Source organism: Stenotrophomonas sp. NPDC077420 (assembly GCF_044543385.1).
Taxonomy (GTDB): domain Bacteria; phylum Pseudomonadota; class Gammaproteobacteria; order Xanthomonadales; family Xanthomonadaceae; genus Stenotrophomonas.
Map to the genome: position 1 here is coordinate 56,981 of NZ_JBITVZ010000021.1, position 22,676 is coordinate 79,656.

Here is a 22,676-nt window from a genome sequence, read left to right on the forward strand (position 1 = left end):
ATGGAAGCAATGGCGACGCGATGTCTGGATTCAAGGCCGGGCACACGCAATGGCCGACCCGTCAGTAGCGCCGGGCTCTGCCCGCCCGCCGTTCGATCACAGGAACGGCAGCATCCAGTGATCCACCATCAGGAACGCGAACAGCGCCATCAGGTAGACGATAGAGTAGCCGAACATCTTCATCGAGAACAGCTCGTCCGGCGGGTTCAGCATGCGCCAGGCATACCAGACGAATACCGCGTTGAGCACCACCGCGCCGCCAAGGTAGAACAGGCCGCTCATGCCGACCACGGTGGGCAGAATGCTCACGATGGCCAGCACGATGGAATAGACCAGGATCGATTTGCGGGTGTACGCCACGCCGTGGGTCACCGGCAGCATCGGGATCTTGGCCTTGGCGTAATCCTCGCGGCGGAAGATCGCCAGCGCCCAGAAATGCGGCGGGGTCCAGATGAAGATGATCAGCACCAACAGCGAGGCATATACCCAGTCTCCCGGTCCCTGCATGCCGGTGATCGCCGCCCAGCCCAGCAACGGCGGAGTCGCACCGGCCAGGCCGCCGATGACGATGTTCTGCGAGGTCGCGCGCTTGAGATACACGGTGTAGATCACCGCGTAGCCGATCAGCGAAGCGAAGGTCAGCACCGCGGTGATGACGTTCACCCACAGCACCAGGATGGTCATCGACAGCACGATCAGCACGCCGGCGAACACCAGCACCTGCCACGGCTTGACCTTGCCCACCACCAGCGGCCGCCACGAGGTGCGCGCCATCTGCGCATCGATCTGCGCATCCAGCAGCTGGTTGATCGCGGCGGCCGCCGAGGCGGCCAGCCAGATGCCCAGGAACCCCAGCGCGCCGCGCAGCGCCTGCTCGGCGGTGGGCAGCGCGGGAATGGCCAGGAACATGCCCACCAGCGCGGTGAACACGATCAGTGCCACCACCTTCGGCTTGGTCAGATCCCAGTACTGACGATACCTGCTCGACATAGGATCAGCCCACGTTTCCAGCGCCAACGGCGGCGCCGGCGGCAGCACCGGCGGTAGCGCCGACGGTAGAGCCGACTGTTAGTCGGCTACCCTCAGCATCCGGCGCCCGCAGCCTAGCCAGCAACGTCACCAGCACGAACAGCAACGCCACCGCACCCCCGCTGTGCGCCACCGCCACTTCCAGCGGCACCGCCAGCTTCACGTTGAGGATGCCCAGGGTGATCTGCAGCACCACCAGCAGGCCCAGCGCGCTGGCCCAGCCGCGCATGCTCGGCAGCCGGTACAGGCGCACCGCAAGCCACAGCAGGTACACTGCCACCACCACCGCGAACATGCGGTGCGCCATTTGGATCGCGATGCGGGAAGCGCCGTCGAGCACGCCCCCTTCGTAATCCACGCCGATCCCGCGCCACAGGGTGAAGCCTTCCTTGAAGTCGTGCGGCGGCCACCACTGGCTCACGCAGCGCGGGAAGTTGTCCAGCGAAGCGCTGCCGCCACCGCAGGCCAGCGCCGCGTAGTTGGCGCTCACCCAGCCACCCAGCGCGATCTGCATCACCAGCACGGCCACGCCGATGCGCAGCAGCCATTTCAGCTTCGGCGCTTCGACCAGGGTGATCGGCATGTGCGTGGCGCGCCACGCCATCCAGACCAGCAGGCCGAACATCAGCATGCCGCCCAGCAGGTGGCCCATCACCACGATGGGCTTGAGCAGCAGGGTCACCGTCCACATGCCCAGCAGGGCCTGGAAGATCACCACCGCCAGGGTCAGCAGCGCCGCGCGCGCCAGGTCGATGTTGTTCCAGCGCAGTGCGGCGACCAGCAGGATCACCTCGCCGGTGATGGCGAGGATACTCGCCGGGACGTGGTGCCCCAGCATGTACAGCGGTATGCCGGTGGCCACCAGCACGCACGCGGTCGCCACCGCGGTGGTGCCCCAGTTGCGGCGGCGCACGGCCAGCAGCGCCAGGGTGAGGATTTCAATGCCCAGCGCGCCGGCCAGGAAACGGTGCACCTGCTCGCGCCACGCCTTGTGCGTTTCCAGCGGACGGATCCTGGCCGCTTCGTGGCCGATCACGTCCTGCGCGTGCTGCGGCCAGGTCACCCGGCCATAGCAGGTCGGCCAGTCCGGGCAGCTCAGGCCCGCATCGGACAGGCGCACGAACGAACCGAACATGATCGTGCTGGCCGTCATGATCAGGGCGAACCACGCCAGACGGTGGAAATTGCGATGCAGCGCCGGGCGCGCGGTGGGGTTCATCAAACGGGACTCACTTCAGTTTCAACAGCGTGGCCATGTCCTTGCGCAGACCGGCCAATTCGAATCCCGGCGCATATCGCATGATCACGAACCCGTTCGGGTCGATCACATAGACGGGCGTGCCGGCGGCGTCATCCACGGCGGGCAGGGCGGCACGCAGGCTCGGCTGGGGGGCCAGCACGCGCAGGGCGGGAAGGCCCTGTGCCTCGGCCGGCGGCGTACCCAGCCACAGGATCTCGACATTATCGGCCCTATGGCCGAACAGCTGCCACACCTTGCCCAATCCCTGCGACAAAGTGACGCACTCGGCCGCGCAGCCCGGGGCGGGCGCTACCAGGATGCGCCAGACGTGGGCATCGGGATTCCACGGGTAGGCTTCGCCGCTGGCCAGGGTCGGCGGCAGCGCGCGCGCGTCCACCGGCGGTTGCAGCATCTGCCCGATGTTGCGGTGCGCGGCCGGCTGCCAGCCGGAGAAGCGCAGGACGCCGGCCAACGCCATCGCGCCGAAGAACAGGCCGAACAGCGCGACCAGGGTCCAGCGGCCACGGTTGCGGGCCTTCAGCTGTTCCGGGGTGATGGCATTCATGGGCGGGATTTTCTCATGGTTGGATGGGGTGTGCCGGCGGTTCGGGCGGTGGCGGGCCTGCGTGGGCCGGCCAACGGCCGGCGCTACCGGTGGGGACAGTCGCGCGCGGGAGGGCGGCGGGAGCGCCATTCGAGGAGCAGGGCGACGATGAGGACGGTGAGCGCCAGGGCGAACCACTGCACGGCGTAACCAAGGTGGCGGCTGGGCGGCAGGGTATTGGGCAGCAGCTCCAGGTCGCGGGCGTAGCCGCCGGGCAGCGCGGGGTCCAGGCGCAGCACCGGGGTGCGCAGGCTGCGTGCCGGCAGCTTCAGCGCGGCGGCCACCTCATCCGCCGGAATGCGGTTGGCCAGCCATACGTCGGGCTGCGCGGCGGGGGTCAATGCCGGACCGAGCGCGATGCCGGTGGCCGGGGGCGGTGCAAGGAGGCCGGCGATGCGTGCGGCCCCCTCACGCGGGGCGATCGGGGGCAGCTGGCGGTCGGCGGGCATCGGCAGCCAGCCCAGGTCGACCAGCACCTGCGCGCCCGCGTCGCTGCGGAAGGGCTGGTACACCTTGACCCCGGCGCGCCCTGCGCGGGTCTGGTTGTCGAGCAGCACGGTGCCGCGCAGGAACGTGCCGTGGTCCTCCACCCAGCGCAGCCGTGGCGGCGCGGCCTGCGCGCCGGCCAGGGTCAGGGGCTGCGCACGGGCCGGCAGCTGCTGGTCCAGCAGGGCCTGCTTTTCGTGCATGCGCTGCAGCTGCCAGCGGCCCAGCTGGCAGAACCCGATGATCACCACGATGGCCGCCACCCAGCCGACCAGGCGCGTGTGCTGGCGCATCATGACAACGCCGTCGAAACGCGGTCAGATAGGCGTACCCGCCCTGCCCTCGAGCCGCGCATGAATGATTCGTTGAAGACCCTGCTGGTAATCGCGTTTCTGATCGTCATCGTCTGGAATCTGGGCGCCGGGCTGTACTACCTGCTGGTCGACCGTGGCCAGACCAAGCGCACCGTCAATGCGCTCACCCGCCGCATCGCGGTGTCGGTGGCGTTGATCGCGCTGGTGGCCATCGGCATCTACAGCGGCTGGATCAAGCCGCATGGCATCGGCGGCTGACGCCAGGCACTACAGCACGTAGACGAACAGGAACAGCATCAGCCAGACCACGTCGACGAAGTGCCAGTACCACGCCGCCGCTTCGAAGCCGAAGTGGTTGTCGCGGGTGAAGTGGCCCTTGGCCGCGCGCAGCCACATCACGATCAGCATGATCGTCCCCAGCAGCACGTGCGCGCCGTGGAAGCCGGTGAGCATGAAGAAGGTGGAGCCGTAGATGCCCGACCCCAGGGTGAGGTTCAGTTCCTTGTAGGCGTGGATGTACTCCTCGGCCTGCAGGGTCAGGAAGAACGCGCCGAGCAGCACGGTGATGCCCAGCCAGACGAGCAGCTGGCGGCGGTGGCCGGCCTTGAGTGCATGGTGGGCGATGGTGAGGGTGACGCCGGAGGTCAGCAGGATCAGGGTGTTGATCAGCGGCAGGCCCCAGGCCGGAATGGTCTGGAAATGGCCGCCGATGGCGCCCGGGCCGTTGGTCGGCCAGGCCGCCGAATACCCGTCCCAGAGCAGTTCATTGGTCATCACCCCGTCGCCCTCGCCGCCCAGCCAGGCCAGGCCCAGGTTGCGGGTGTAGAACAGCGCGCCGAAGAAGGCACCGAAGAACATCACTTCGGAGAAGATGAACCACACCATGCCCATCCGGAACGAGCCGTCGACCTGGCGGTTGTAGTGGCCGGCCTGCGACTCGCGCACCACGTCGCTGAACCACCAGAACAGGGTCAGCACCAGCATCGCGATGCCGGCGTAGAAGGTCCACTTGCCCCAGCCGGCATCATTGAGCCAGCTGGCCACGCCCACCATGGTGACCATCATCGCGATGGAACCGATGAAGGGCCACTTGCTGTGGGTGGGCACGAAATACACGTTGGCGTCGGGGCTGTGCTGTGCGGCCATGGTCGGTATCCAGGTACGTATCAGGGTGCCGAGCGCGCGGTGGCCGGCGGTGCTGCCGTGGCCAGCTGCGCCGACAGCGCGTCGTTCTTGTAGAACGTGTAGGACAGGGTGATGGTCTTGATGTTGGCCGGCAGGTCCGGGTCGACGATGAAGCGCACCGGCATGTCGCGTTTCTCACCGGCCACCAGGGTCTGCGCGGTAAAGCAGAAGCATTCGGTCTTGCTGAAGTAGCCCGAGGCCTTGGCCGGCGCCACCGACGGCACCGCGCTGCCCACCAGCGCGCGGTCGCTGTCGTTGCGCGCGTAGTACAGCGCCTCGTTGAGCTCGCCGGGCACCACGTCCATGCTCAGCTGTTCGGGATGGAACGCCCACGGCAGTTTCGAATTGACCCCGCCGTCGAATTCCACCCGCACGGTGCGCCTGGCAGCGGCCGGCCCTGCGCTCGCCTCGGCGCCGGGCCCACGCTCCAGGCGCACGCCGAACACCTTTTCGCAGGCGATGCGGTACAGCGGCACCAGCGAAAACGTGAGCAGGAACACCGCCACCGCCACCCCGATCAGGCGCGGCAGCCCGGCATGCGGCGCGGGCGTGGCGGGGCGCGGTGCGCTCATCGGCCCAGCACCCCGCTGAGGATGAAGCCCACATAGACCAGCACGGCCACCGCGCCGACCCACAGTGCGGTGCGGCGGGCGCGTTTACGACGCTGGATGAAGTCGGGGTCGGTCATGTCCTGCATGCGCGCCTCAGTGGGTGATGTCGTCGTGGGCCAGGTCGCCCGGGCGGATGGTCGGCGGCACGGTGAAGGTATGCGCCGGGGCCGGTGACGGCACCGTCCATTCCAGCCCACGTGCGCCTTCCCACGAACGGTCGGCGGCCTTTTCGCCGTTGCGCAGCGACGCGATCAGGATCGCGGCCATCATGAAGGGAGTGACGAACATGCCGAACGCACCGATCGAGCTGATCAGGTTCCAGTCGGCGAAGGCCACGCTGTAATCGGGAATGCGCCGCGGCATGCCGGCCAGGCCCAGGAAGTGCTGCGGGAAGAACAGCAGGTTCACGAACACGATGGACCACCAGAAGTGCACCTTGGCCCAGAACTCGCTGTACATGCGGCCGGTCCACTTCGGCCACCAGTAGTACACCGCGGCGATCAACGCGAACACCGCACCGGTGACCAGCACGTAATGGAAGTGCGCGACCACGAAGTAGGTGTCGTGGTACTGGAAGTCGGCCACCACGATGGCCAGCATCAGGCCGGAGAAACCGCCGATGGTGAACAGGATGACGAAGGCCACCGCCCACAGCATCGGCGCTTCGAAGGTGAGCGAACCGCGCCACATCGTGCTCACCCAGTTGAACACCTTCACCCCGGTCGGGATGGAGATCAGCATGGTGGCGAACATGAAGTAGATTTCCCCGCCCAGCGGCATGCCCACGGTGAACATGTGGTGGGCCCACACGATGAACGACAGGAACGCGATGGCGGCGATGGCGTAGACCATGGCCTGGTAGCCGAACAGCGGCTTGCGGCTGAAGGTGGGGATGATCTCGCTGACCACGCCGAAGGCCGGCAGGATCATGATGTACACCTCCGGGTGGCCGAAGAACCAGAAGATGTGCTGGAACATCACCGGGTCGCCACCGCCGGCGGCATTGAAGAAGCTGGTGCCGAAGAACTTGTCGGTCAGCAGCATGGTCACCGCGCCGGCCAGGACCGGCATCACCGCGATCAGCAGGAATGCGGTGATCAGCCAGGACCAGCAGAAGATCGGCATCTTCAGCAGGTCGATGCCCGGGGCGCGCATGTTGAGCACGGTGGCGATGATGTTGATCGCGCCCATGATCGAGCTGATGCCGGCTACGTGGATGGCGAACACGGTGAACGCCACGTTGTAGCCGCCCTGCAGCGACAGCGGCGGGTACAGCGTCCAGCCACCGGCCGGGGCGCCGCCGGGCAGCGCGAAGGTCAGCAGCAGCAGGCTGAAGGCCACCGGCAGCAGCCAGAACGACCAGTTGTTCATGCGCGGCAGCGCCATGTCCGGCGCGCCCACCTGCAGCGGGATCATCCAGTTGGCCAGGCCGACGAAGGCGGGCATCACCCCGCCGAAGATCATCACCAGCGCATGCACGGTGGTGAGCTGGTTGAAGGTTTCCGGCTTCACGAACTGCAGGCCGGGCTGCATCAGTTCGGCGCGGATGATCACGCTCATCGCCGCACCGATGATGAACATGATGAAGCTGAAGAGCAGGTACAGCGTGCCGATGTCCTTGTGGTTGGTCGAGAAGAACCAACGTTCGAAGAACGACTGCTGATGCCCGTGATGCCCGTCGTGATCAACTGCGGTATGCGCCATCGCAACTACACCTCATTGGTTCCGCTGGTAGCCACGCGCGCCGTGCGGCGTGCGCGGTTCGATGATGTCAGGCGTTGCCCGGCGCCGCGTCCGGCGCGGGCGCCGGTGCGGCCGGTGCCGCCGGTGCGGCAGCAGGCGTTGCCTCCGGGGTGGCTTCGGGCGCGGCCGGTGCCGGTGCCGGATCGGCCGCCTTCGGCCGCTTTTCCGCCAGCCACTTCTGGAAGTCGTCCTTGGACACCGCCTCGACCACGATCGGCATGAAGCCGTGGTCCTTGCCACACAACTCGGCGCACTGGCCGCGGTATACGCCGACCTGCTCGATGTTGGTCCAGGCCTCGTTGATGAAGCCGGGAATGGCGTCCTGTTTCCAACCGAGCGCCGGCACCCACCACGCGTGGATCACGTCGTCGGAGGTGATCACGAAGCGCACCTTGGTATCGACCGGCAGCACCAGGCGGTTGTCCACGTCGAGCAGGTAGTGCGGGTGGGTGTCGCGGTCGGGCACCGCGCCGCTCTGCCGGACGCGGTCGGACTCACGGTCCAGGCGGCTGGTGAAGCTGACGTCCTCCCCCAGGTATTCGTACTTCCACATCCACTGGTAGCCGGTGACCTTGACGGTCATTTCGGCATCGCGGGTGTCGTAGAACTTGATCAGGTTGGCGGTGGCCGGCCAGGCCATCACCACCAGGATCAGCACCGGGATGACCGTCCAGATCACCTCGGCCTTGGTGTTGTGGCTGAAGGTGGCGGCGACCGCGCCCTTGGATTTGCGGAATTTGAAGATGGCATAGAACATCGCGCCGAACACCAGCACGCCGATGACCGTACACACCCACAGCGAGAACATGTTGGATTCCCAGGCCAGCCGCGAGCTCTGGGTGACCCCCTTGCCCATGTTCAGCTGCCACGGCTTGGGGTCGGCCGCCTGGGCCCACGCCAGTGCCGGCGCCAACAGCGCTGCCCCGTACCCCACTGCTTTTACGAACTGCGTGCCCCACTTTCTGCGTTGCTTCATTGCCTAGACCCTTAGCGTCGTCGGTTGCAGCCATCGCTGGCCACGAGCAAGCCTTCTAGTGTCTCTGCCAGTGCCTGGCGTTCGGCTGGTGCGAGGAAACTCCCCACTTCCACCTGCCTACCGCTGGACGCCAGCCGGACCCTCGTTTCGTCGGCGAGCAGGCGCACCCAATGCGGATGTGCGCTGAACACCGGCGATTGACCGGGTGCGGGGATCACCTCCACGCACGCCGGCACTACCCGGATTTCTTCCTGCCGTTCACCCCTGCGCCACAACGCGCGCAGTGCCGCTGCCAGCAACAGGCTGTACAGCAGCGCAAACAAGGGGGCGAACACGTTGCCGGTGAACCAGCCCAGGGCGGCCACCAGCCACATCACCCCCGCCAACACAGCAAACAACAGGACGAACTGCCGGGCATCGAGCGCCCGTGGGGGACGCAGCCGCAGTTGCGTTCCTGATCCGTCCGGAGCTGTCAGCACCTCGATCATGTCGCAACCGCGTTTTCCTGCCGCGGGAAACGTCTCGATGGTAGCCCTGCTGTCGCGCGAGCCGCAAGGGTGCATTCACAATTTCAGGAATGGTGCAAGACAGCATAAGCACCGGCAGCCGATTTGACGAAAACGGCACACTTTTTCACAGCCCTGCCCGATCTGCCGAATCCCCCTGTATGAAAGGCTATGAACGTCATCTGCAGCGCGCTCCCGATTGTTTCCGGGGATGAAAAAGCGATTAAAATGGTCAAGTTCTCCATGAGCCAACCGGCATGACCGCATCTTCCGCGCTTCCCCCTGCCCCGGCTCCGTCCGGCGCCTCCCGCCCGCCGCTGCTGTCGCCCGAGCTGCCGGCCGTCCCCAACGCGTTCCGCCAGGCGATCACCGATGCCTGGATGAAGGACGAAGCCAGCCACGTGCGTGAGCTGCTGGCGCAGGCGCGCCTGCCGGCCGACGAACAGGCCACCGTGCAGGCCACCGCCGCCGATCTGGTGGCGCGGGTGCGCGTGCGCGCCAAGGACCAGGGCGCGATTGAAGCCTTCATGCGCCAGTACGACCTGGGCAGCGAAGAAGGCGTGCTGCTGATGTGCGTGGCCGAGGCGCTGCTGCGCATCCCCGACCAGGACACTGCCGACAAGCTGATCCGCGACAAGCTCGGCGAAGCGGACTGGAAGAAGCACCTGGGCGGCAGCGATTCGGTGCTGGTCAACGCCTCCACCTGGGGCCTGATGCTCACCGGGCACATCGTGCAGATCAACGACGCCACCCGCTCGGACGTGCCCGGCGCCTTCGCGCGCCTGATGGGCCGCGTGGGCGAGCCGGTGATCCGCCTGGCCGTGCGCCAGGCGATGAAGATCATGGGCCACCAGTTCGTCATGGGTCGCACCATCGACGAAGCGCTGTCGCGCTCGCACAAGGGCGACAACGCCAGCTACCGCTATTCGTTCGACATGCTCGGCGAAGGCGCGCTGACCATGAAGGACGCCAGGCGCTACCTGGAAGACTACCGCCGCGCGATCCACTCCATCGGTGGCGACCACAAGGCCCGTGGCGGCCGTCCGGACGGCGACGTCAACGCGGCACCGGGCATCTCGATCAAGCTGTCGGCGCTGTACCCGCGCTATGAACACGCCAAGCGCGCGCGGGTGATGGCCGACCTGGTGCCCGGCGTGCTGGAACTGGCGCAGCTGGCCAGGTCCTACGGCATCGGCTGCACGGTGGATGCCGAGGAAACCGACCGCCTGGAACTGTCGCTGGACATCATCGAGAAGGTGGTGAGCGATGCTTCGCTGGCTGGCTGGGAAGGCTTCGGCGTGGTGGTGCAGGCGTACCAGAAGCGCACCCCGTACACGATCGACTACCTGGCCGACCTGGCCCGCCGCATCGGTCGCCGCCTGCAGGTGCGCCTGGTCAAGGGCGCGTACTGGGACGCGGAGATCAAGCGCGCGCAGATCGACGGCCTGCCGGCCTATCCGGTCTTCACCCGCAAGCAGAACACCGACGTGTCCTACCTGGCCTGCACCAAGCGTCTGTTCTCGCACGCCGACGCGCTGTACCCGATGTTCGCCACGCACAACGCGCACACCATCGCGGCGGTGAAGGCGATCGCCAAGGGCGGCCAGTACGAGCACCAGAAGCTGCACGGCATGGGCGATGACCTGTATGCCGAAGTGGTGCCGGCCAACCGCCTGAACGTGCCGTGCCGCGTATACGCGCCGGTGGGTTCGCACGAAGACCTGCTGCCGTACCTGGTGCGCCGCCTGCTGGAGAACGGGGCCAACTCCAGCTTCGTCAACCGCATCACCGACGAAGACGTGGCCATCGACGACCTGATCCGCGATCCGGTTGAAGCCGTTGCGTCGTTCGATTCCATTCCACACCCGAAAATCCCGCTGCCGGTCGACCTGCTGCGCAGCCAGAACCACGACAGGAAGAACTCCATGGGCGTCAATCTCGCCAACGACAACGATCTGCGCGCCCTGGCCGAGCAGCTCAACGCGGCGATCAAGCCGTGGCAGGCCGCCCCGCTGGTGCCGGGTGCGCAGCCGACCGGCGCGCTGGTCAACGTGATCAACCCCGCCGACACCCGCCAGGTGATCGGCCAGTGGCAGCCGGCCGACAGCGCGACCGTGGAAAAGGCGCTGGCCAATGCCGTGGCCGCGCAGCCGCAGTGGAACCGCACCCCGGCCGCGAGCCGCGCGGCGATCCTGGAGCATGCGGCCGACCAGCTGGAAGCACGCATGCCCGAGTTCATGGCGCTGTGCGTGAAGGAAGCCGGCAAGAGCCTGCCCGACGGCATCGCCGAAGTACGCGAAGCGGTGGATTTCCTGCGCTACTACGCCAAGCAGGCACGCGAGCAGTTCGGCCACGCCGAAAAGCTGCCCAGCCCGACCGGCGAATCCAACGAGCTGCAGCTGCACGGCCGTGGCGTGTTCGTGTGCATCAGCCCGTGGAACTTCCCGCTGGCGATCTTCCTGGGCCAGGTCGCCGCCGCGCTGGCCGCAGGCAACAGCGTGATCGCCAAGCCGGCCGAACAGACCAACCTGATCGGCTACTACGCGGTGAAGCTGCTGCTGGATGCCGGCATTCCCGAAGGCGTGGTGCAGTTCCTGCCGGGCGACGGCGCCACCGTCGGCGCGGCGCTCACCGCCGACCCGCGCGTGGCCGGCGTGGCCTTCACCGGCTCCACCGACACCGCGCGTGCCATCAACCGCGCGATGGCCGCACGCGACGCTGCCATCGGCGTGCTGATTGCTGAAACCGGCGGCCAGAATGCGTTCATCGCCGACTCCTCGGCGCTGCCGGAACAGCTGGTCAAGGATGCCATCGGTTCGGCGTTCACCTCGGCCGGCCAGCGCTGCTCGGCCGCGCGCGTACTGTTCGTGCAGGACGATATCGCCGACAAGGTGATGACCATGCTGGCCGGCGCCATGGCCGAACTGAAGGTCGGCGACCCGGGCCTGCTCTCCACCGACGTCGGCCCGGTGATCGACGCCGACGCGCTGCAGATCCTCCAGGAACACGCGCTGCGCATGGAAAAGGAAGCGCGCCTGATCGCCGCGGCCGAGCTCAGCGAAGCCGCCGCGCATGGCACCTTCTTCGCGCCGCGCGCGTACGAACTGAAGAACCTGGACCAGCTGCACAAGGAAATCTTCGGACCGGTGCTGCACGTGATCCGCTGGAAGGGCGACCAGCTCGATGCGGTGATCGACCAGATCAACGCCACCGGCTACGGCCTCACCCTGGGCGTGCATTCGCGCATCGATGAAACCGTGGAGCGCATTTCCTCGCGCATCAACGTGGGCAATGTGTACGTCAACCGCAACCAGATCGGTGCAGTGGTGGGCGTGCAGCCGTTCGGCGGCCAGGGCCTGTCCGGCACCGGTCCGAAGGCCGGTGGCCCGCACTACCTGCTGCGGTTTGCCACCGAAAAGACCGTGACCGTCAACACCACGGCCGCCGGTGGCAATGCTTCGCTGCTGACCTTGGGTGACTGAGGTCGGCGGCGTCCGGACAGCGGGGCAGCGCCCCGCTCTTCGAATGAAAAACCCCGCGAAAGCGGGGTTTTTTGCGGGTGCTGCCGCTGCCGTCAGTCGGCGTGGATCGCTTCGATCTCATCGCGCATCAGCAGCTCCTCGCCCATGTAACGCTCGAACTTGATGCGACCGAAACCCGCTGCATACCAGACCTCCATGCGGTTGTCTTCGAACCGTGCCGTGAGATGGCAGGTGCCGTCGAAGGTGCGCGGCTTGCCGTCCACGGTGGCGTCGACGTTCTCGAAGCCGACGAAGGTGTAGTCGTTGAAGCCGTCGTAGTCGATGTCGCTGACGGTTCCTTCGCCATGGTGGGTGCGGGTGCCCTTGCCGTTGACGTGGAACTGCTCGCCCGGCGCGGCGGTCTGCGGGAAGGTGGGCATCGGGTCGAAGGCATCCGTCATCACCGGTGCGGCGGCGTCGCCGTTCCAGGCGGCGATGCCATAGCGCTCCTCGCCCAGCAGCATGCGGCCACTGGCGTCGAAGAAGCTGGCGCGGCCGACGCCGCCGCCGGCGCTGGAGACCTTCATCGCCGGAGCGCGGTTGAACGCAGCGTTCTCGATGGTCAGCGTTTCATCGCTGGTGGACCAGCGCAGGCCGGGGGTGAGGGTGAAGCAGGCGGCAAAATCGGCGGCGAAGGCCGGTGCCGCCAGCGCGGACAGGCCCAGGGCCAGGGTGGTGCGGAGTAGAACGGGCGACATAGGATTCCTTGTCATGGATCATGGAGCGGTCCCTGCGCCGCATGCCGGAGGGTCCGGGCGGGCGCGGACCGGGATTGTACGTGGCTGTGGCATGATCCAGCCATGCGCCCGAATGTCCTGCCCGTGTTGCTTGCGATGTTCCTGTCTGCCACGCCTGTCGTGAGCGCGATGGCCAATGACCGCGTGCTGGTGTTCACCCACACCGCGAAATTCCGCCACGATTCGATTCCCACGGCGGTGAGTACCTTGCGCCTGCTGGCCGAACGGGAACGGCTGACGGTGGATCAGAGCGAGAATCCTGCCGATTTCAACGACACCAACCTGGCCCGCTACCGGGTGGTGGTGTTCGCCAACACCACCGGCGATGTGCTCGACCCGACGCAGCAGCAGGCGATGGAAGCCTTCATCCGCGCCGGCGGCGGCTTCATGGGCGTGCATTCGGCAGCCGATACCGAATACGAATGGCCGTGGTACGGACAGCTGGTGGGCGCGTATTTCAAGAACCACCCGGAAGGCCTGCAGTTCAGCCGGGTGCAGCCCGAGCGCGACGGCAAGGCGCAGGGCAACGCGTGGCCCGTGCGGGACGAGCTGTACAACTACCGCAGTACGCCGCGCGGCAGGCTGCAGATCGTGGCCACGGTGGACGAGCGGATGTACCAGGGTGGCACGATGGGCGCCGACCATCCCATTGCGTGGTGTCACGCCTACGAGGGCGGCCGCAGCTGGTACACCGGCCTGGGGCACGACGCGGCGCTGTACCGCAACCGCGACTTCCAGGCACAACTGCGCCAGGGCCTGTTGTACGCCGCAGGACGCTCACCCGCGTGCGGGTAGAGCCGACTGTCAGTCGGCTGCCGTTCGCATGAAGCCGTAGACCGCGCGTAGAGCAGCCGACTGACAGTCGGCTCTACCGTTGCGGTTTCGCATCCGGGTCCGCATCCGGGTCCGCATACCGTTTCGCGTTCGGTTGCCGATCCGATTGCCGACCCACAACGCAGAAGGCCCCGCTTGCGCGGGGCCTTCCGGTGCTACGCGGCGCGAACGCCGTGGATCAGAACTTGTAGTTGAACGAGGCCGCCAGCACGTCGCCGCGGACCTTGTACTTGCCGTTCAGCGAGTTGCCCTGGTTGTTCGTGGTGGCCGGAACGATGACGTTCGGGTCGCTGGTGAACAGGTGGGTGTAACCGAAGTTGTATTCGGTGTTCGCCGACGGGGTCCAGCCCACGCCCAGCGACAGCCACTTGCGGCTGGTGTCCGGCACGCGGACGTCGCGGTGTGCGTCGGTGGTCGGGGTCTGGTCGTATGCCACGCCGCCACGCAGGGTGACGGTGTCGCTCAGCTTGAAGTCGGTACCGAGCGAGACGAAGGTCGTGTCGCGGTAGCCGAATTCCAGCACCGAGTCCGGCTGCGCCGACGCGTAGTCGATGGTGACCTGGTCGAACGCGGTCGACCAGGCCGTGCGGGTGACGTCACCCATCACGGTCCAGCGGTCGTTGACGTTGTGGGTGATGCTCATCGTAGCCGAGGCCGGCAGGGTCACGGTGGCCTTGCCCGAGGTGGTCACGAAGCGACCCGGCTGGGCAACCGCCAGCACGGCAGCCGCATTGCCCGGCACGTCGAAGGTGGCGTCGCCGCCGGTGATCTTGTGCTCGACCTTGGAGCGGTAGCTGAAGCCGATGTGGGTGTTCTCATCGGGGCTGAACAGACCGCCGACGGTCCAGCCCACGGCGTTGTTGTCGCCTTCGACGGTCAGCTTGCCATCGGCGCTGCCCGGGGCGAAGCCCGGCACGCGGGACTGGGCCAGCGCGGTGCCGAAGTCGATGTTGTTGCTCAGTTCGATGGTCAGGTGCTCAACGAACACCGACGCGCCGAAGGACACGTACGGGTTGACGTCGTACGAGGCGGCAAAGCCCAGGTCGATCGCCTTCAGGTCGGTCTTCAGGCCGCTGTAGCGACCCACCCAGCCATTGTCGTAATCGGTCTTGAAGCCGAACGGGGCGGTCAGCGAGACGCCGAAGTGGGCCTGTTCGCCGATGGGCATGTGGAAGTAGGCGGCCGGGACCGGCGCGATCATGCCGGCGTCGCCACCGTCGCCGCCGGTCTGCGGCTGGCCGGTCGGCTTGCGGCCGGTGCCTTCGTATTCGGCCTTGAAGCTGATGGCGCTCAGGTCGCCCTGGATCTGCATGCCTTCCAGCTGGCGCATGCCGGCCGGGTTGACGGCCATGATCGAGGCGTCGCCCTGGGCGGAACCCGAACCGGCGAAGGCGCGGCCGAGGCCCTTGGCGCTGTTTTCCTTCAGCTGGAAAGCGGCGGCGTTGACGTGGCCAACGGCCAGCACGCCGGCGATGCCGACAGCCAGGGCGGTGACGCGGGCGAGGGTGGAAGCGGTATGCATCGTGTGTTCTCTCCGGAAATGCGTGTGGTTTTGGCTACGCGCGCCTGCGCTGCTGCCCGCCCCGAAAGATGGGAAACAACGCGCCGGAGTCCCCTCCCGACATACGACGCCGTATGCGAGTATACCCAGACCGGTTAATGAAACAATAACGCGATCAGCCGGTTTGGCTATTCAGGCTGAACACCCGTTTACTCCCTCCGGCCGCCGCCCACGGTAGGCTAGCGCCCACATGTTCGTCTCGCTTCCCTCGCGCAGGAAATCCGCCGTCCGCTGGGCCACGCCCCTGCTGTTTGCGACGCTGTGGGCGGCGTTCCTGTGGTCGATCTCGCGCCCCGGCGACGCCCGCCGCAGCCTGTGGATGGACTGGGGCGCGCTGTCCACCGGGCTGACCCGGCCGCTGGACTGGTGGGCCACCTTCGAGGACGGCAGCGTGCTGCGGCTGTTCACGGCGCTGTTCCTGCACGCGGACTGGTCGCACCTGCTGGGCAACCTGGTGTTCCTGCTGATCTTCGGCCTGCCCGCCGAGCGGGTGCTGGGGCCGTGGCGGCTGATCCTGCTGTTCCTGGTGGGCGGCGCGGTCTCCAACCTGACCGCGATCTACACCATGGGCAGTCCGGACCAGATCATCATCGGTGCCAGCGGCGCGGTGTCGGCGCTGATCGGCGCCTACCTGGCACTGTTCCCCGGGGCGCGGCTGGGGGTGGTGATCCCGTTGGGGTTGTTCCTGGAGTTCGTGCGCGCCCCGGCCTACCTGTTGATCGGGGTGTGGGCCGGGCTGCAGGTGGTATTCGCGTACATCGGGCCGAGCTTCGGCATGGTGGCGTGGTGGGCCCACATCGCCGGGTTCGTGTTCGGGTTGGCCTATGGGGTGTACGTGCGCGCGGCCATTGCGCGGCGGCTGCGGAAGCGGCACGGGTTCTGAGGGGCCGCACGACCAACGGTCGTGCGCTACCTCAGGGGGTGGGTTCCGGTTTGGGTGCCGGTTCCGGTTTGGGTTCCGGTTTGGGTGCCGGTTCCGGTTTGGGTTCCGGTTTGGGTTCCGGTTTTTGTTCCGGCTTCTGCGTGGGCCGGCCAACGGCCGGCGCTACCGGCTTTTGTTTTGCTGCTACCGCGCCGGGGTGCTTCAGCTCGGCCAGTGCGTCCTGGATCGGGCCGTCGCCGGGCAGGACGTCGCCGGCCTGGTAGCCTTCGACGCCTTCGTCGTCGCCCCGGAGATGGCCCGGCAGGGTCGCTTCGCTGTAGTCGGACAGGCTGGCAGGCAGGTCGTCCTGGTCGCCCGGCTTTTTCTCCGGCAGCAGCACCACGTCCGGCACGATGCCGGTGGCCTGGATCGATTTGCCGCTGGGGGTGTAATAGCGCGCGGTGGTGAGCTTGACCGAGTCGCCGTTGTCCAGCGGCAGCACGGTCTGCACCGAGCCCTTGCCGAAGGTGCGGCTGCCCACCACGCGGGCGCGGCCGTTGTCGCGCAGCGCACCGGCCAGCACTTCCGACGCGCTGGCCGAACCGGCGTCGGCCAGCACCACCACCGGCGCGCCCTTGAGCAGGTCGCCCGGGGTGGCGTCGAAACGCGCATCGCTGATCGAGATACGGCCGCGGGTGCTGACGATGTTGCCCTTGTCGAGCAGGTCGTCGGCGACCTGCACCGCTGCGGTGAGCAGGCCGCCGGGATTGCTGCGCAGGTCCAGCACCAGGCCCTTGAGCCTGCCGCCCGCCTGCTGCTGCAGTTGCGCCACATGCTTCTGGAAATCGGCACCGGTGTCGGCCTGGAAGGTGCTCAGGCGGATGTAGCCATACCCCGGCTCCAGCATCCGGCTGCGCACGCTGGTGACTCGGATGGTTTCGCGGGTGATCGGCACGTCGAACGGCTTGGCCTTGCCCTCGCGCACGATGGTCAGCACTACCTTGCTGCCGGCCTTGCCACGCAGCGGTTCGGTGGCTTCAATCGCGCTGATCGGCTTGCCGTCGATGGCGATGATCAGGTCGCCGGCGAGAATGCCGGCCTTGGCCGCCGGCGTGTCGTCGATCGGGGAGATCACTTTCAGGCTGCTGTTGTCGGGCTGCTGCTGCAGCTCCACGCCAATACCTTCGTAGGCGCCTTCGGCCTGCTCGTCGAAGGCTTCGGCATCTTCCTTGTCGAAGTAGGTGCTGTGCGGGTCCAGGTCCAGCAGCAGGCCGCGGATGGCCGACTGCATCAGCTTCTTGTCGTCCACCGGCTCCACGTAGGCGGCGCGCACGGCGTTGTATACGCCCACGTAGCGGCGGATCTCTTCCAGCGGCACCCGCGAGGTGACCGCTTCTTCCGTGGAGGCGGCATCGCCAGCGCGTTCCGGAACCGGGGCGGTCTGCTGCGCCCAGGACAGCGCCGGCACCAGGGCCAGCAGCAGGGTGGCGGAACGGGCTACGCGCATGAAGCACTCCAGGTTGAGCGGGGGACGGGAACAGGCGCACCAGTGATGCGCCGACCGATTATGCGCGAAGGCACGGTAAATTCCCGTTGAACAGCCCACCTACCGTCGCTGCAACCACGACGACGGATCGACCGGCTGTCCGTTACGCCGCAATTCGAAATACAGCGCCGTGACCCCCTGCCCGCCGGAGTTGCCGACCTTGGCCACCGGGTCGCCCTTCTTCACCGTGCCGCCGGCGTCGCGCAGCAGGGTGTCGTTGTGGGCGTACAGGCTCATGTAGCCGTTGCCATGGTCCACGATCAGGATCATGCCGTAGCCGGTCATCCAGTCGGAGAACACCACGGTGCCGTCGGCCACCGCAGTGACGGTGCTGCCGGCGGCCGCGCCGATCAGGACACCGCTGCTGGTGCGCCCGTCGGGCAGCTTGCCGCCATAGCGCGCCAACAGATTGCCCGACAGCGGCCAGCCCAGCCCCCCGACCTTGGGCGCCGGTGCCGATGCCGCCGCCGGCGGCGTCTTGCCCGGGCGCGGTGGTGGGCGGGTGCCGCTGGCCGCGGCAGCGCGATCGGCCTTTTCCGCGGCGGCCTTTTCGGCCGCCGCCCGGCGTGCGGCGGCACGTCGTTCGGCTTCGGCGCGGGCGGCAGCGGCACGTAGATTGGCCAACAGCGTCTCCAGCGCCTTGGCGTCCTGGCCCAGTGCCTTCTCGCGTTCGCTGCGATCCTTGTAACGTTCGTCCAGGCTGGCCACAGTGGCGGCGCGGGTACGGCGATCGTCGGCCAGGGTGGCCGCCTGCTGCTTCTGCTGCTGGCGCGTTCCTTCCAGCGCCTTCTGGCGCTCGACGATCTGCGTTTCCACCGTTTCCAGTTCGGTCAGGTCGGCGGTGAGCGCGCCGATCCGGCGCGCGCGTTCACGCTGCAGGTAGCGGTGATAGGCCAGGGTGCGGTTGGCGTCGGCCACCCGGTCCTGCGACAGCAGCAGTTTCAGTGGTGCGTTGTTGCCGATCCGGTACGCCGCGCGGAGCAGCGACGCCAGTTCCTGCCGTTGGGCCTGCAGGCCGGCCTGCAGCTGGCTGCGGCGTTGCTGCAGTTCCTGCAGGGCGCGGGCCTCGCGCTGCAGCGCGGTTTCGGTCTGGGCCAGCACCCGGCCGGTACGGGCGACTTTCTCGTCGGCTTCCCGCAGCTGGCGCGACGCCTGGCCACGCTGTCCTTCCAGGCTGCGGCGCTCCTGCGCCACGCCCTTCAGCTCGGTGCGCAGCTTCTGCAGTTTGCGTTCGGCCTCTTTCGGATTCTGCGCAGCCACCGGGACGGTCGCAACCGCCAGCAGGACCAATACGCACAGAACCGGCGCCAACGACACTGCCGCCGTCCAGCGCGAGCCGCGGCTCGATCCAGCGGACGAGTTGTTATGCCAGCGTGAGGAAGAAGCGTTGTGGCGCAAGGGCTTTCCAGTGACTTCAGGCAGATGCGGATCGCAGCGCTGCATGGTGACATTCCTGCACGCGGCCTGCCAGCCGCATACCGGACGACACCCCATGAAATCCCTCTCCCTCTCGATGCTTCTGGTCCTCTCCCTGTCCTGCGGGTCGGCGTGGGCGGTTGATGACATCAGCAAGGTCAATGGCAGCATCACCGCTGAAGCTGGCCGGGCCTATGGCGATCTTGAAACGGTCAATGGCAGCATCACCGTGGAAAGCGGTGCCACCACCCACAGCATTCAAACCGTCAATGGCGGCATCACCGTGAGCGACGGCGCGAGCACCGGCAGTGTGTCCACGGTGAACGGCAAGATTGCCCTGGGGATGCGGGTGAAGGCGGGCGGCACGCTGGAAACCGTCAATGGCGGCATCTTCGTGGACCGTGGCAGCCAAATCGAGGGGGGCGTTGAAACGGTGAACGGCGGCATCGGACTGGTCGAAACCCGCGTGAGCAACAGCATCAAGACGGTCAATGGTGACATCACCGTGGGCGTCGGTTCGCAGGTCGGCGGCGGCATCCGTGTGGAAAAGCCGAGCTTCGGCATTTCGCTCAGCGCTCCGAGCAAGCCGCGGATCATCATTGGGCCGAAGGCTTCGGTCGCCGGTGAGCTGCGCTTCGAGCGCGATGTGGTGTTGTACGTCCACCGCACCGCGTCGATCGGGCCGGTGGTCGGGACCGTGCCTGTGCCCTTCGACACCGACACCGCGCCCCGCAATTGATACCCTTTTCCCCGGTGCCCGCGCACCGGCCCCTTGTCTCCAGGAATCGATGATGTCCCGCAAACTTCTGTTGTGCCTGGCCGCCACTGCCGCGTTGACTGCGTGCAAGGGCGAGACCGCTGCCCCGGCCGCTGCGCCCGTGGCCGATAACACGCCGGCGGCTGCCGGCCACGCCTTCTCCGCCGAGATCAACGCCGGCGACTTCGGCGAGCTGGTCAAGACCCTGTCCTCGGATGCATTCGAAGGCCGCGCACCGGGCAGCACCGGCGAAGAACGCACGGTGAACTACATCCGCGACCAGATGCAGCGCATCGGGCTGCAGCCGGGCAACGGCGACAGCTGGTTCCAGGAGGTGGCGATGACCGAAACCACCGCCGATGAGAGCACGGTGCTGAAGCTGGACCAGGCCGGCAAGCAGCGCGACCTGAAGTTCGGGACCGACATGGTGATCGGCACCCGCAGCGGCCAGCAGGAAGTGAAGATCGACGGCAGTGAGCTGGTGTTCGTCGGGTATGGCGTGGATGCGCCGGAACAGAAGTGGAACGACTACGCCGGCCAGGACTGGAAGGGCAAGACGGTGGTGATGTTCGTCAACGACCCCGGTTTCCATGCCAATGACGACAGCCTGTTCGATGGCAAGCGCATGACCTACTACGGGCGCTGGACCTACAAGTTCGAAGAAGCCGCGCGCAAGGGCGCTGCGGCCGCGCTGATCGTGCACGACACCGCCGGTGCCTCGTATGGCTGGGATGTGGTGAAGAATTCGTGGGCCGGTCCGCAGTACGACCTGCCGGCCAAGGACGATCCGGAACGCCGCCTGCCGGCGCAGGGCTGGTTGAGTGCCGACGCGGCGCGCCAGCTGTTTGCCGACGCCGGGCTGGACCTGGACCAGGCGTACAAGGACGCCAACAAGCGCGGCTTCAAGCCGGTACCGTTGAAGGCGAAGATCTCGCTGGACCTGAAAAGCACCATCGCCGAGAAGACCTCGCGCAATGTGGTTGGCGTGTTGCCCGGTACCAGGCATGCCGACGAGGCAGTGGTGTACATGGCCCACTGGGACCACCTGGGCAAGCACGAGGGCGAACAGGGCGACAACATCTACAACGGCGCGATCGACAATGCGACCGGTGTTGCCGGCATCCTGGAGATTGCCGACGTGATGGCGCATGAGCAGCCGGCGCCGGAACGTTCGGTGGTGTTCCTGGCGGTGACGCTGGAGGAATCGGGCCTGCTGGGCTCGAAGTACTACGTCAACCACCCGACCTTCCCGCTGGACAAGATTGCCGGCGTGATCAACATCGATGCGATGTCGGTGGCCGGGCGCGCCAAGGACGTGACCGTGACCGGCTTCGGCAGTTCGGAGCTGGAGGACATCCTGAAACCGCTGGCCGCCGAGCAGAAGCGCACGCTGCATGGGGAGACCTCGGTGCAGAGCGGGTTCTACTTCCGTTCGGACCATTTCAACTTCGCCAAGGCCGGCGTGCCGGCGCTGTATGCCGACGGCGGTGAAGACCTGCTGGACGGCGGCGTGGACGCGGGTCGCAAGGCGGCCGAGGCCTATGGCCGCGATCGTTACCACGGGCCGAAGGACGAGTACGACCCGAGCACCTGGAAGCTGGACGGCACCGTGGAAGACCTGCAGTTGCTGCACGGCGTGGGCAAGGCGATCGCGATTGGCGGTACCTGGACGAATTGGTACGAGGGTAATCCGTTCAAGGCCGCCCGCGACGAGATGATGAAGGGCAAGACCGAGGCGGCCGCGCCGGCGCGGTAAGGCCTGCAGTTGGAGCAGTGAAAGAGACGGCGCCCCTACGGGCGCCGTTTTTTTGTTCGTGTCGGAGGAAAGGCGCGTGTGGTGCGGCGTGTCGGACGGAGAACGCACCTGCCGGGTGAATGCACGGCGCGGTGCGCCGTCGCACGACCAACGGTCGTGCGCCACCAGGACCGGTGGTCTCCGGTACGTGCCGACCGTTGGTCGGCACATCCATCACCCCGGTTACGGCCGGATGATTGATCAGCCGCGTCCATCACCCTGGTTACGGCCGGATGATTGATCAGGCGCCTCACCTCAGGCGCCTCACCTCCGGTAGGTGCCGACCGTTGGTCGGCACGCTCTCTCCACGACGCGCGCAAAGAAAAAACCCCGCTGCGCGGGCAGCGGGGTTTTGGGTGTAAACCCTGGCGATGACCTACTCTCGCATGGCTTGAGCCACACTACCATCGGCGCAGCTGCGTTTCACTTCCGAGTTCGGGATGGGATCGGGTGGTTCCACAGCGCTGATTTCACCAGGGAGACGGTTGGAGCAGCGCGGTGCGCCAGCTCGGCATTGGGTCTCCGTGCCACACGACCAACGGTCGTGTGCTACCGGGTGCGGGCTCCCGGAAACGCGGAGCCTGCAAAAAAAGGAAAACCCCGCTGCGCGTGCAGCGGGGTTCTCGGGTGTAAACCCTGGCGATGACCTACTCTCGCATGGCTTGAGCCACACTACCATCGGCGCAGCTGCGTTTCACTTCCGAGTTCGGGATGGGATCGGGTGGTTCCACAGCGCTAATTTCACCAGGGAGACGGTTGGAGCGTCGCGATGTTCGTGGTTTTCCCTTGGGGGAAAGCACGGCCATACTGCGCCTGCCTCTCATAGTTCTTGTGACGTAGCGTGCACTTGGTATCCATCGACATGTCATGTCGGCCAAGGCAACTTGAGGTTATATGGTCAAGCCACACGGATCATTAGTATCAGTTAGCTCAATACATTGCTGTACTTACAC

At 66.8% G+C, this 22,676-nt stretch carries 20 protein-coding genes and 2 rRNA genes; 6 read left to right on the forward strand and 16 right to left on the reverse strand.

The window, feature by feature from the left end; translation table 11 throughout:
* Nucleotides 1–96 precede the first annotated feature (96 nt).
* The 4 genes from cyoE to ACIGII_RS17255 all read right to left on the reverse strand — a co-directional run bounded on the left by cyoE (nucleotide 97) and on the right by ACIGII_RS17255 (nucleotide 3,655).
* Nucleotides 97–990, reverse strand: a complete 894-nt coding sequence (gene cyoE, locus ACIGII_RS17240) for a heme o synthase (protein ID WP_399640221.1) — start codon at nucleotides 988–990, stop codon at nucleotides 97–99.
* 4 nt (nucleotides 991–994) lie between these two features.
* The gene (locus tag ACIGII_RS17245) at nucleotides 995–2,248 is read right to left on the reverse strand and encodes a heme A synthase (protein ID WP_399640224.1); all 1,254 of its coding nucleotides are present in this window, start codon (nucleotides 2,246–2,248) and stop codon (nucleotides 995–997) included.
* Between the two features lie 10 nt (nucleotides 2,249–2,258).
* Nucleotides 2,259–2,834 (reverse strand): hypothetical protein, encoded by a 576-nt coding sequence (locus ACIGII_RS17250; protein ID WP_399640226.1) that lies wholly within the window; start codon nucleotides 2,832–2,834, stop codon nucleotides 2,259–2,261.
* Between the two features lie 83 nt (nucleotides 2,835–2,917).
* A complete protein-coding gene (locus tag ACIGII_RS17255) occupies nucleotides 2,918–3,655 on the reverse strand; it encodes an SURF1 family protein (protein ID WP_399640229.1) in 738 nt (245 codons plus the stop codon).
* 57 nt (nucleotides 3,656–3,712) lie between these two features.
* Here ACIGII_RS17255 and ACIGII_RS17260 point away from each other — a divergent pair, with 57 nt between their 5' ends.
* The gene (locus ACIGII_RS17260; protein WP_038690924.1) at nucleotides 3,713–3,931 is read left to right on the forward strand and encodes a twin transmembrane helix small protein; all 219 of its coding nucleotides are present in this window, start codon (nucleotides 3,713–3,715) and stop codon (nucleotides 3,929–3,931) included.
* A 9-nt stretch (nucleotides 3,932–3,940) separates the two neighbouring features.
* Here ACIGII_RS17260 and ACIGII_RS17265 read toward each other — a convergent pair whose 3' ends face one another.
* From ACIGII_RS17265 to ACIGII_RS17290, 6 genes are all read right to left on the reverse strand, one after another.
* The gene (locus tag ACIGII_RS17265; RefSeq protein ID WP_311183612.1) at nucleotides 3,941–4,819 is read right to left on the reverse strand and encodes a cytochrome c oxidase subunit 3; all 879 of its coding nucleotides are present in this window, start codon (nucleotides 4,817–4,819) and stop codon (nucleotides 3,941–3,943) included.
* Nucleotides 4,820–4,839: 20 nt separating this feature from the next.
* Nucleotides 4,840–5,430, reverse strand: a complete 591-nt coding sequence (locus tag ACIGII_RS17270; RefSeq protein ID WP_399640232.1) for a cytochrome c oxidase assembly protein — start codon at nucleotides 5,428–5,430, stop codon at nucleotides 4,840–4,842.
* On the reverse strand, nucleotides 5,427–5,555 hold the full coding sequence (locus tag ACIGII_RS17275; RefSeq protein WP_314105704.1) for a hypothetical protein: 129 nt from the start codon (nucleotides 5,553–5,555) through the stop codon (nucleotides 5,427–5,429). The genes ACIGII_RS17270 and ACIGII_RS17275 overlap by 4 nt, the downstream gene beginning before the upstream one ends.
* Before the next feature lie 7 nt (nucleotides 5,556–5,562).
* A complete protein-coding gene (gene ctaD, locus ACIGII_RS17280; RefSeq protein WP_145481217.1) occupies nucleotides 5,563–7,173 on the reverse strand; it encodes a cytochrome c oxidase subunit I in 1,611 nt (536 codons plus the stop codon).
* A gap of 67 nt (nucleotides 7,174–7,240) precedes the next feature.
* Nucleotides 7,241–8,188, reverse strand: coding sequence for a cytochrome c oxidase subunit II (gene coxB, locus ACIGII_RS17285; protein WP_399640235.1), 948 nt, complete (start codon nucleotides 8,186–8,188; stop codon nucleotides 7,241–7,243).
* Between the two features lie 11 nt (nucleotides 8,189–8,199).
* Nucleotides 8,200–8,676, reverse strand: coding sequence for a DUF2244 domain-containing protein (locus ACIGII_RS17290; protein ID WP_145481215.1), 477 nt, complete (start codon nucleotides 8,674–8,676; stop codon nucleotides 8,200–8,202).
* Between the two features lie 275 nt (nucleotides 8,677–8,951).
* Here ACIGII_RS17290 and putA point away from each other — a divergent pair, with 275 nt between their 5' ends.
* Nucleotides 8,952–12,176: a bifunctional proline dehydrogenase/L-glutamate gamma-semialdehyde dehydrogenase PutA gene (putA, locus tag ACIGII_RS17295; RefSeq protein WP_399640238.1), complete on the forward strand. Its 3,225-nt coding sequence runs from the start codon at nucleotides 8,952–8,954 to the stop codon at nucleotides 12,174–12,176.
* Nucleotides 12,177–12,268: 92 nt separating this feature from the next.
* On the opposite strand, the gene ACIGII_RS17300 is transcribed toward putA, so the two are convergent.
* Complete coding sequence (locus ACIGII_RS17300) at nucleotides 12,269–12,913, reverse strand: hypothetical protein (RefSeq protein ID WP_399640241.1); 645 nt, start codon at nucleotides 12,911–12,913, stop codon at nucleotides 12,269–12,271.
* Nucleotides 12,914–13,015: 102 nt separating this feature from the next.
* Between ACIGII_RS17300 and ACIGII_RS17305 the strand changes: the two genes are divergently transcribed.
* Complete coding sequence (locus ACIGII_RS17305) at nucleotides 13,016–13,747, forward strand: ThuA domain-containing protein (RefSeq protein ID WP_399640244.1); 732 nt, start codon at nucleotides 13,016–13,018, stop codon at nucleotides 13,745–13,747.
* A 217-nt stretch (nucleotides 13,748–13,964) separates the two neighbouring features.
* On the opposite strand, the gene ACIGII_RS17310 is transcribed toward ACIGII_RS17305, so the two are convergent.
* Entirely contained in the window at nucleotides 13,965–15,308 is a 1,344-nt protein-coding gene (locus ACIGII_RS17310) for an outer membrane protein transport protein (protein ID WP_399640247.1), read from the reverse strand.
* Nucleotides 15,309–15,537: 229 nt separating this feature from the next.
* Between ACIGII_RS17310 and ACIGII_RS17315 the strand changes: the two genes are divergently transcribed.
* A complete protein-coding gene (locus ACIGII_RS17315; RefSeq protein WP_399640249.1) occupies nucleotides 15,538–16,230 on the forward strand; it encodes a rhomboid family intramembrane serine protease in 693 nt (230 codons plus the stop codon).
* A gap of 31 nt (nucleotides 16,231–16,261) precedes the next feature.
* Here ACIGII_RS17315 and ACIGII_RS17320 read toward each other — a convergent pair whose 3' ends face one another.
* The gene (locus ACIGII_RS17320) at nucleotides 16,262–17,716 is read right to left on the reverse strand and encodes a S41 family peptidase (RefSeq protein ID WP_399640252.1); all 1,455 of its coding nucleotides are present in this window, start codon (nucleotides 17,714–17,716) and stop codon (nucleotides 16,262–16,264) included.
* Nucleotides 17,717–17,815: 99 nt separating this feature from the next.
* Nucleotides 17,816–19,153, reverse strand: coding sequence for a murein hydrolase activator EnvC family protein (locus ACIGII_RS17325; protein WP_399640255.1), 1,338 nt, complete (start codon nucleotides 19,151–19,153; stop codon nucleotides 17,816–17,818).
* A 94-nt stretch (nucleotides 19,154–19,247) separates the two neighbouring features.
* Between ACIGII_RS17325 and ACIGII_RS17330 the strand changes: the two genes are divergently transcribed.
* On the forward strand, nucleotides 19,248–19,910 hold the full coding sequence (locus ACIGII_RS17330; RefSeq protein WP_399640257.1) for a hypothetical protein: 663 nt from the start codon (nucleotides 19,248–19,250) through the stop codon (nucleotides 19,908–19,910).
* A 52-nt stretch (nucleotides 19,911–19,962) separates the two neighbouring features.
* Nucleotides 19,963–21,684, forward strand: coding sequence for a M28 family metallopeptidase (locus tag ACIGII_RS17335; protein ID WP_399640260.1), 1,722 nt, complete (start codon nucleotides 19,963–19,965; stop codon nucleotides 21,682–21,684).
* Between the two features lie 402 nt (nucleotides 21,685–22,086).
* On the opposite strand, the gene rrf (ACIGII_RS17340) is transcribed toward ACIGII_RS17335, so the two are convergent.
* Nucleotides 22,087–22,201 (reverse strand): 5S ribosomal RNA (rrf, locus tag ACIGII_RS17340).
* A gap of 156 nt (nucleotides 22,202–22,357) precedes the next feature.
* Nucleotides 22,358–22,472: ribosomal RNA gene (gene rrf / locus ACIGII_RS17345) — 5S ribosomal RNA — on the reverse strand.
* Nucleotides 22,473–22,676: the final 204 nt, after the last annotated feature.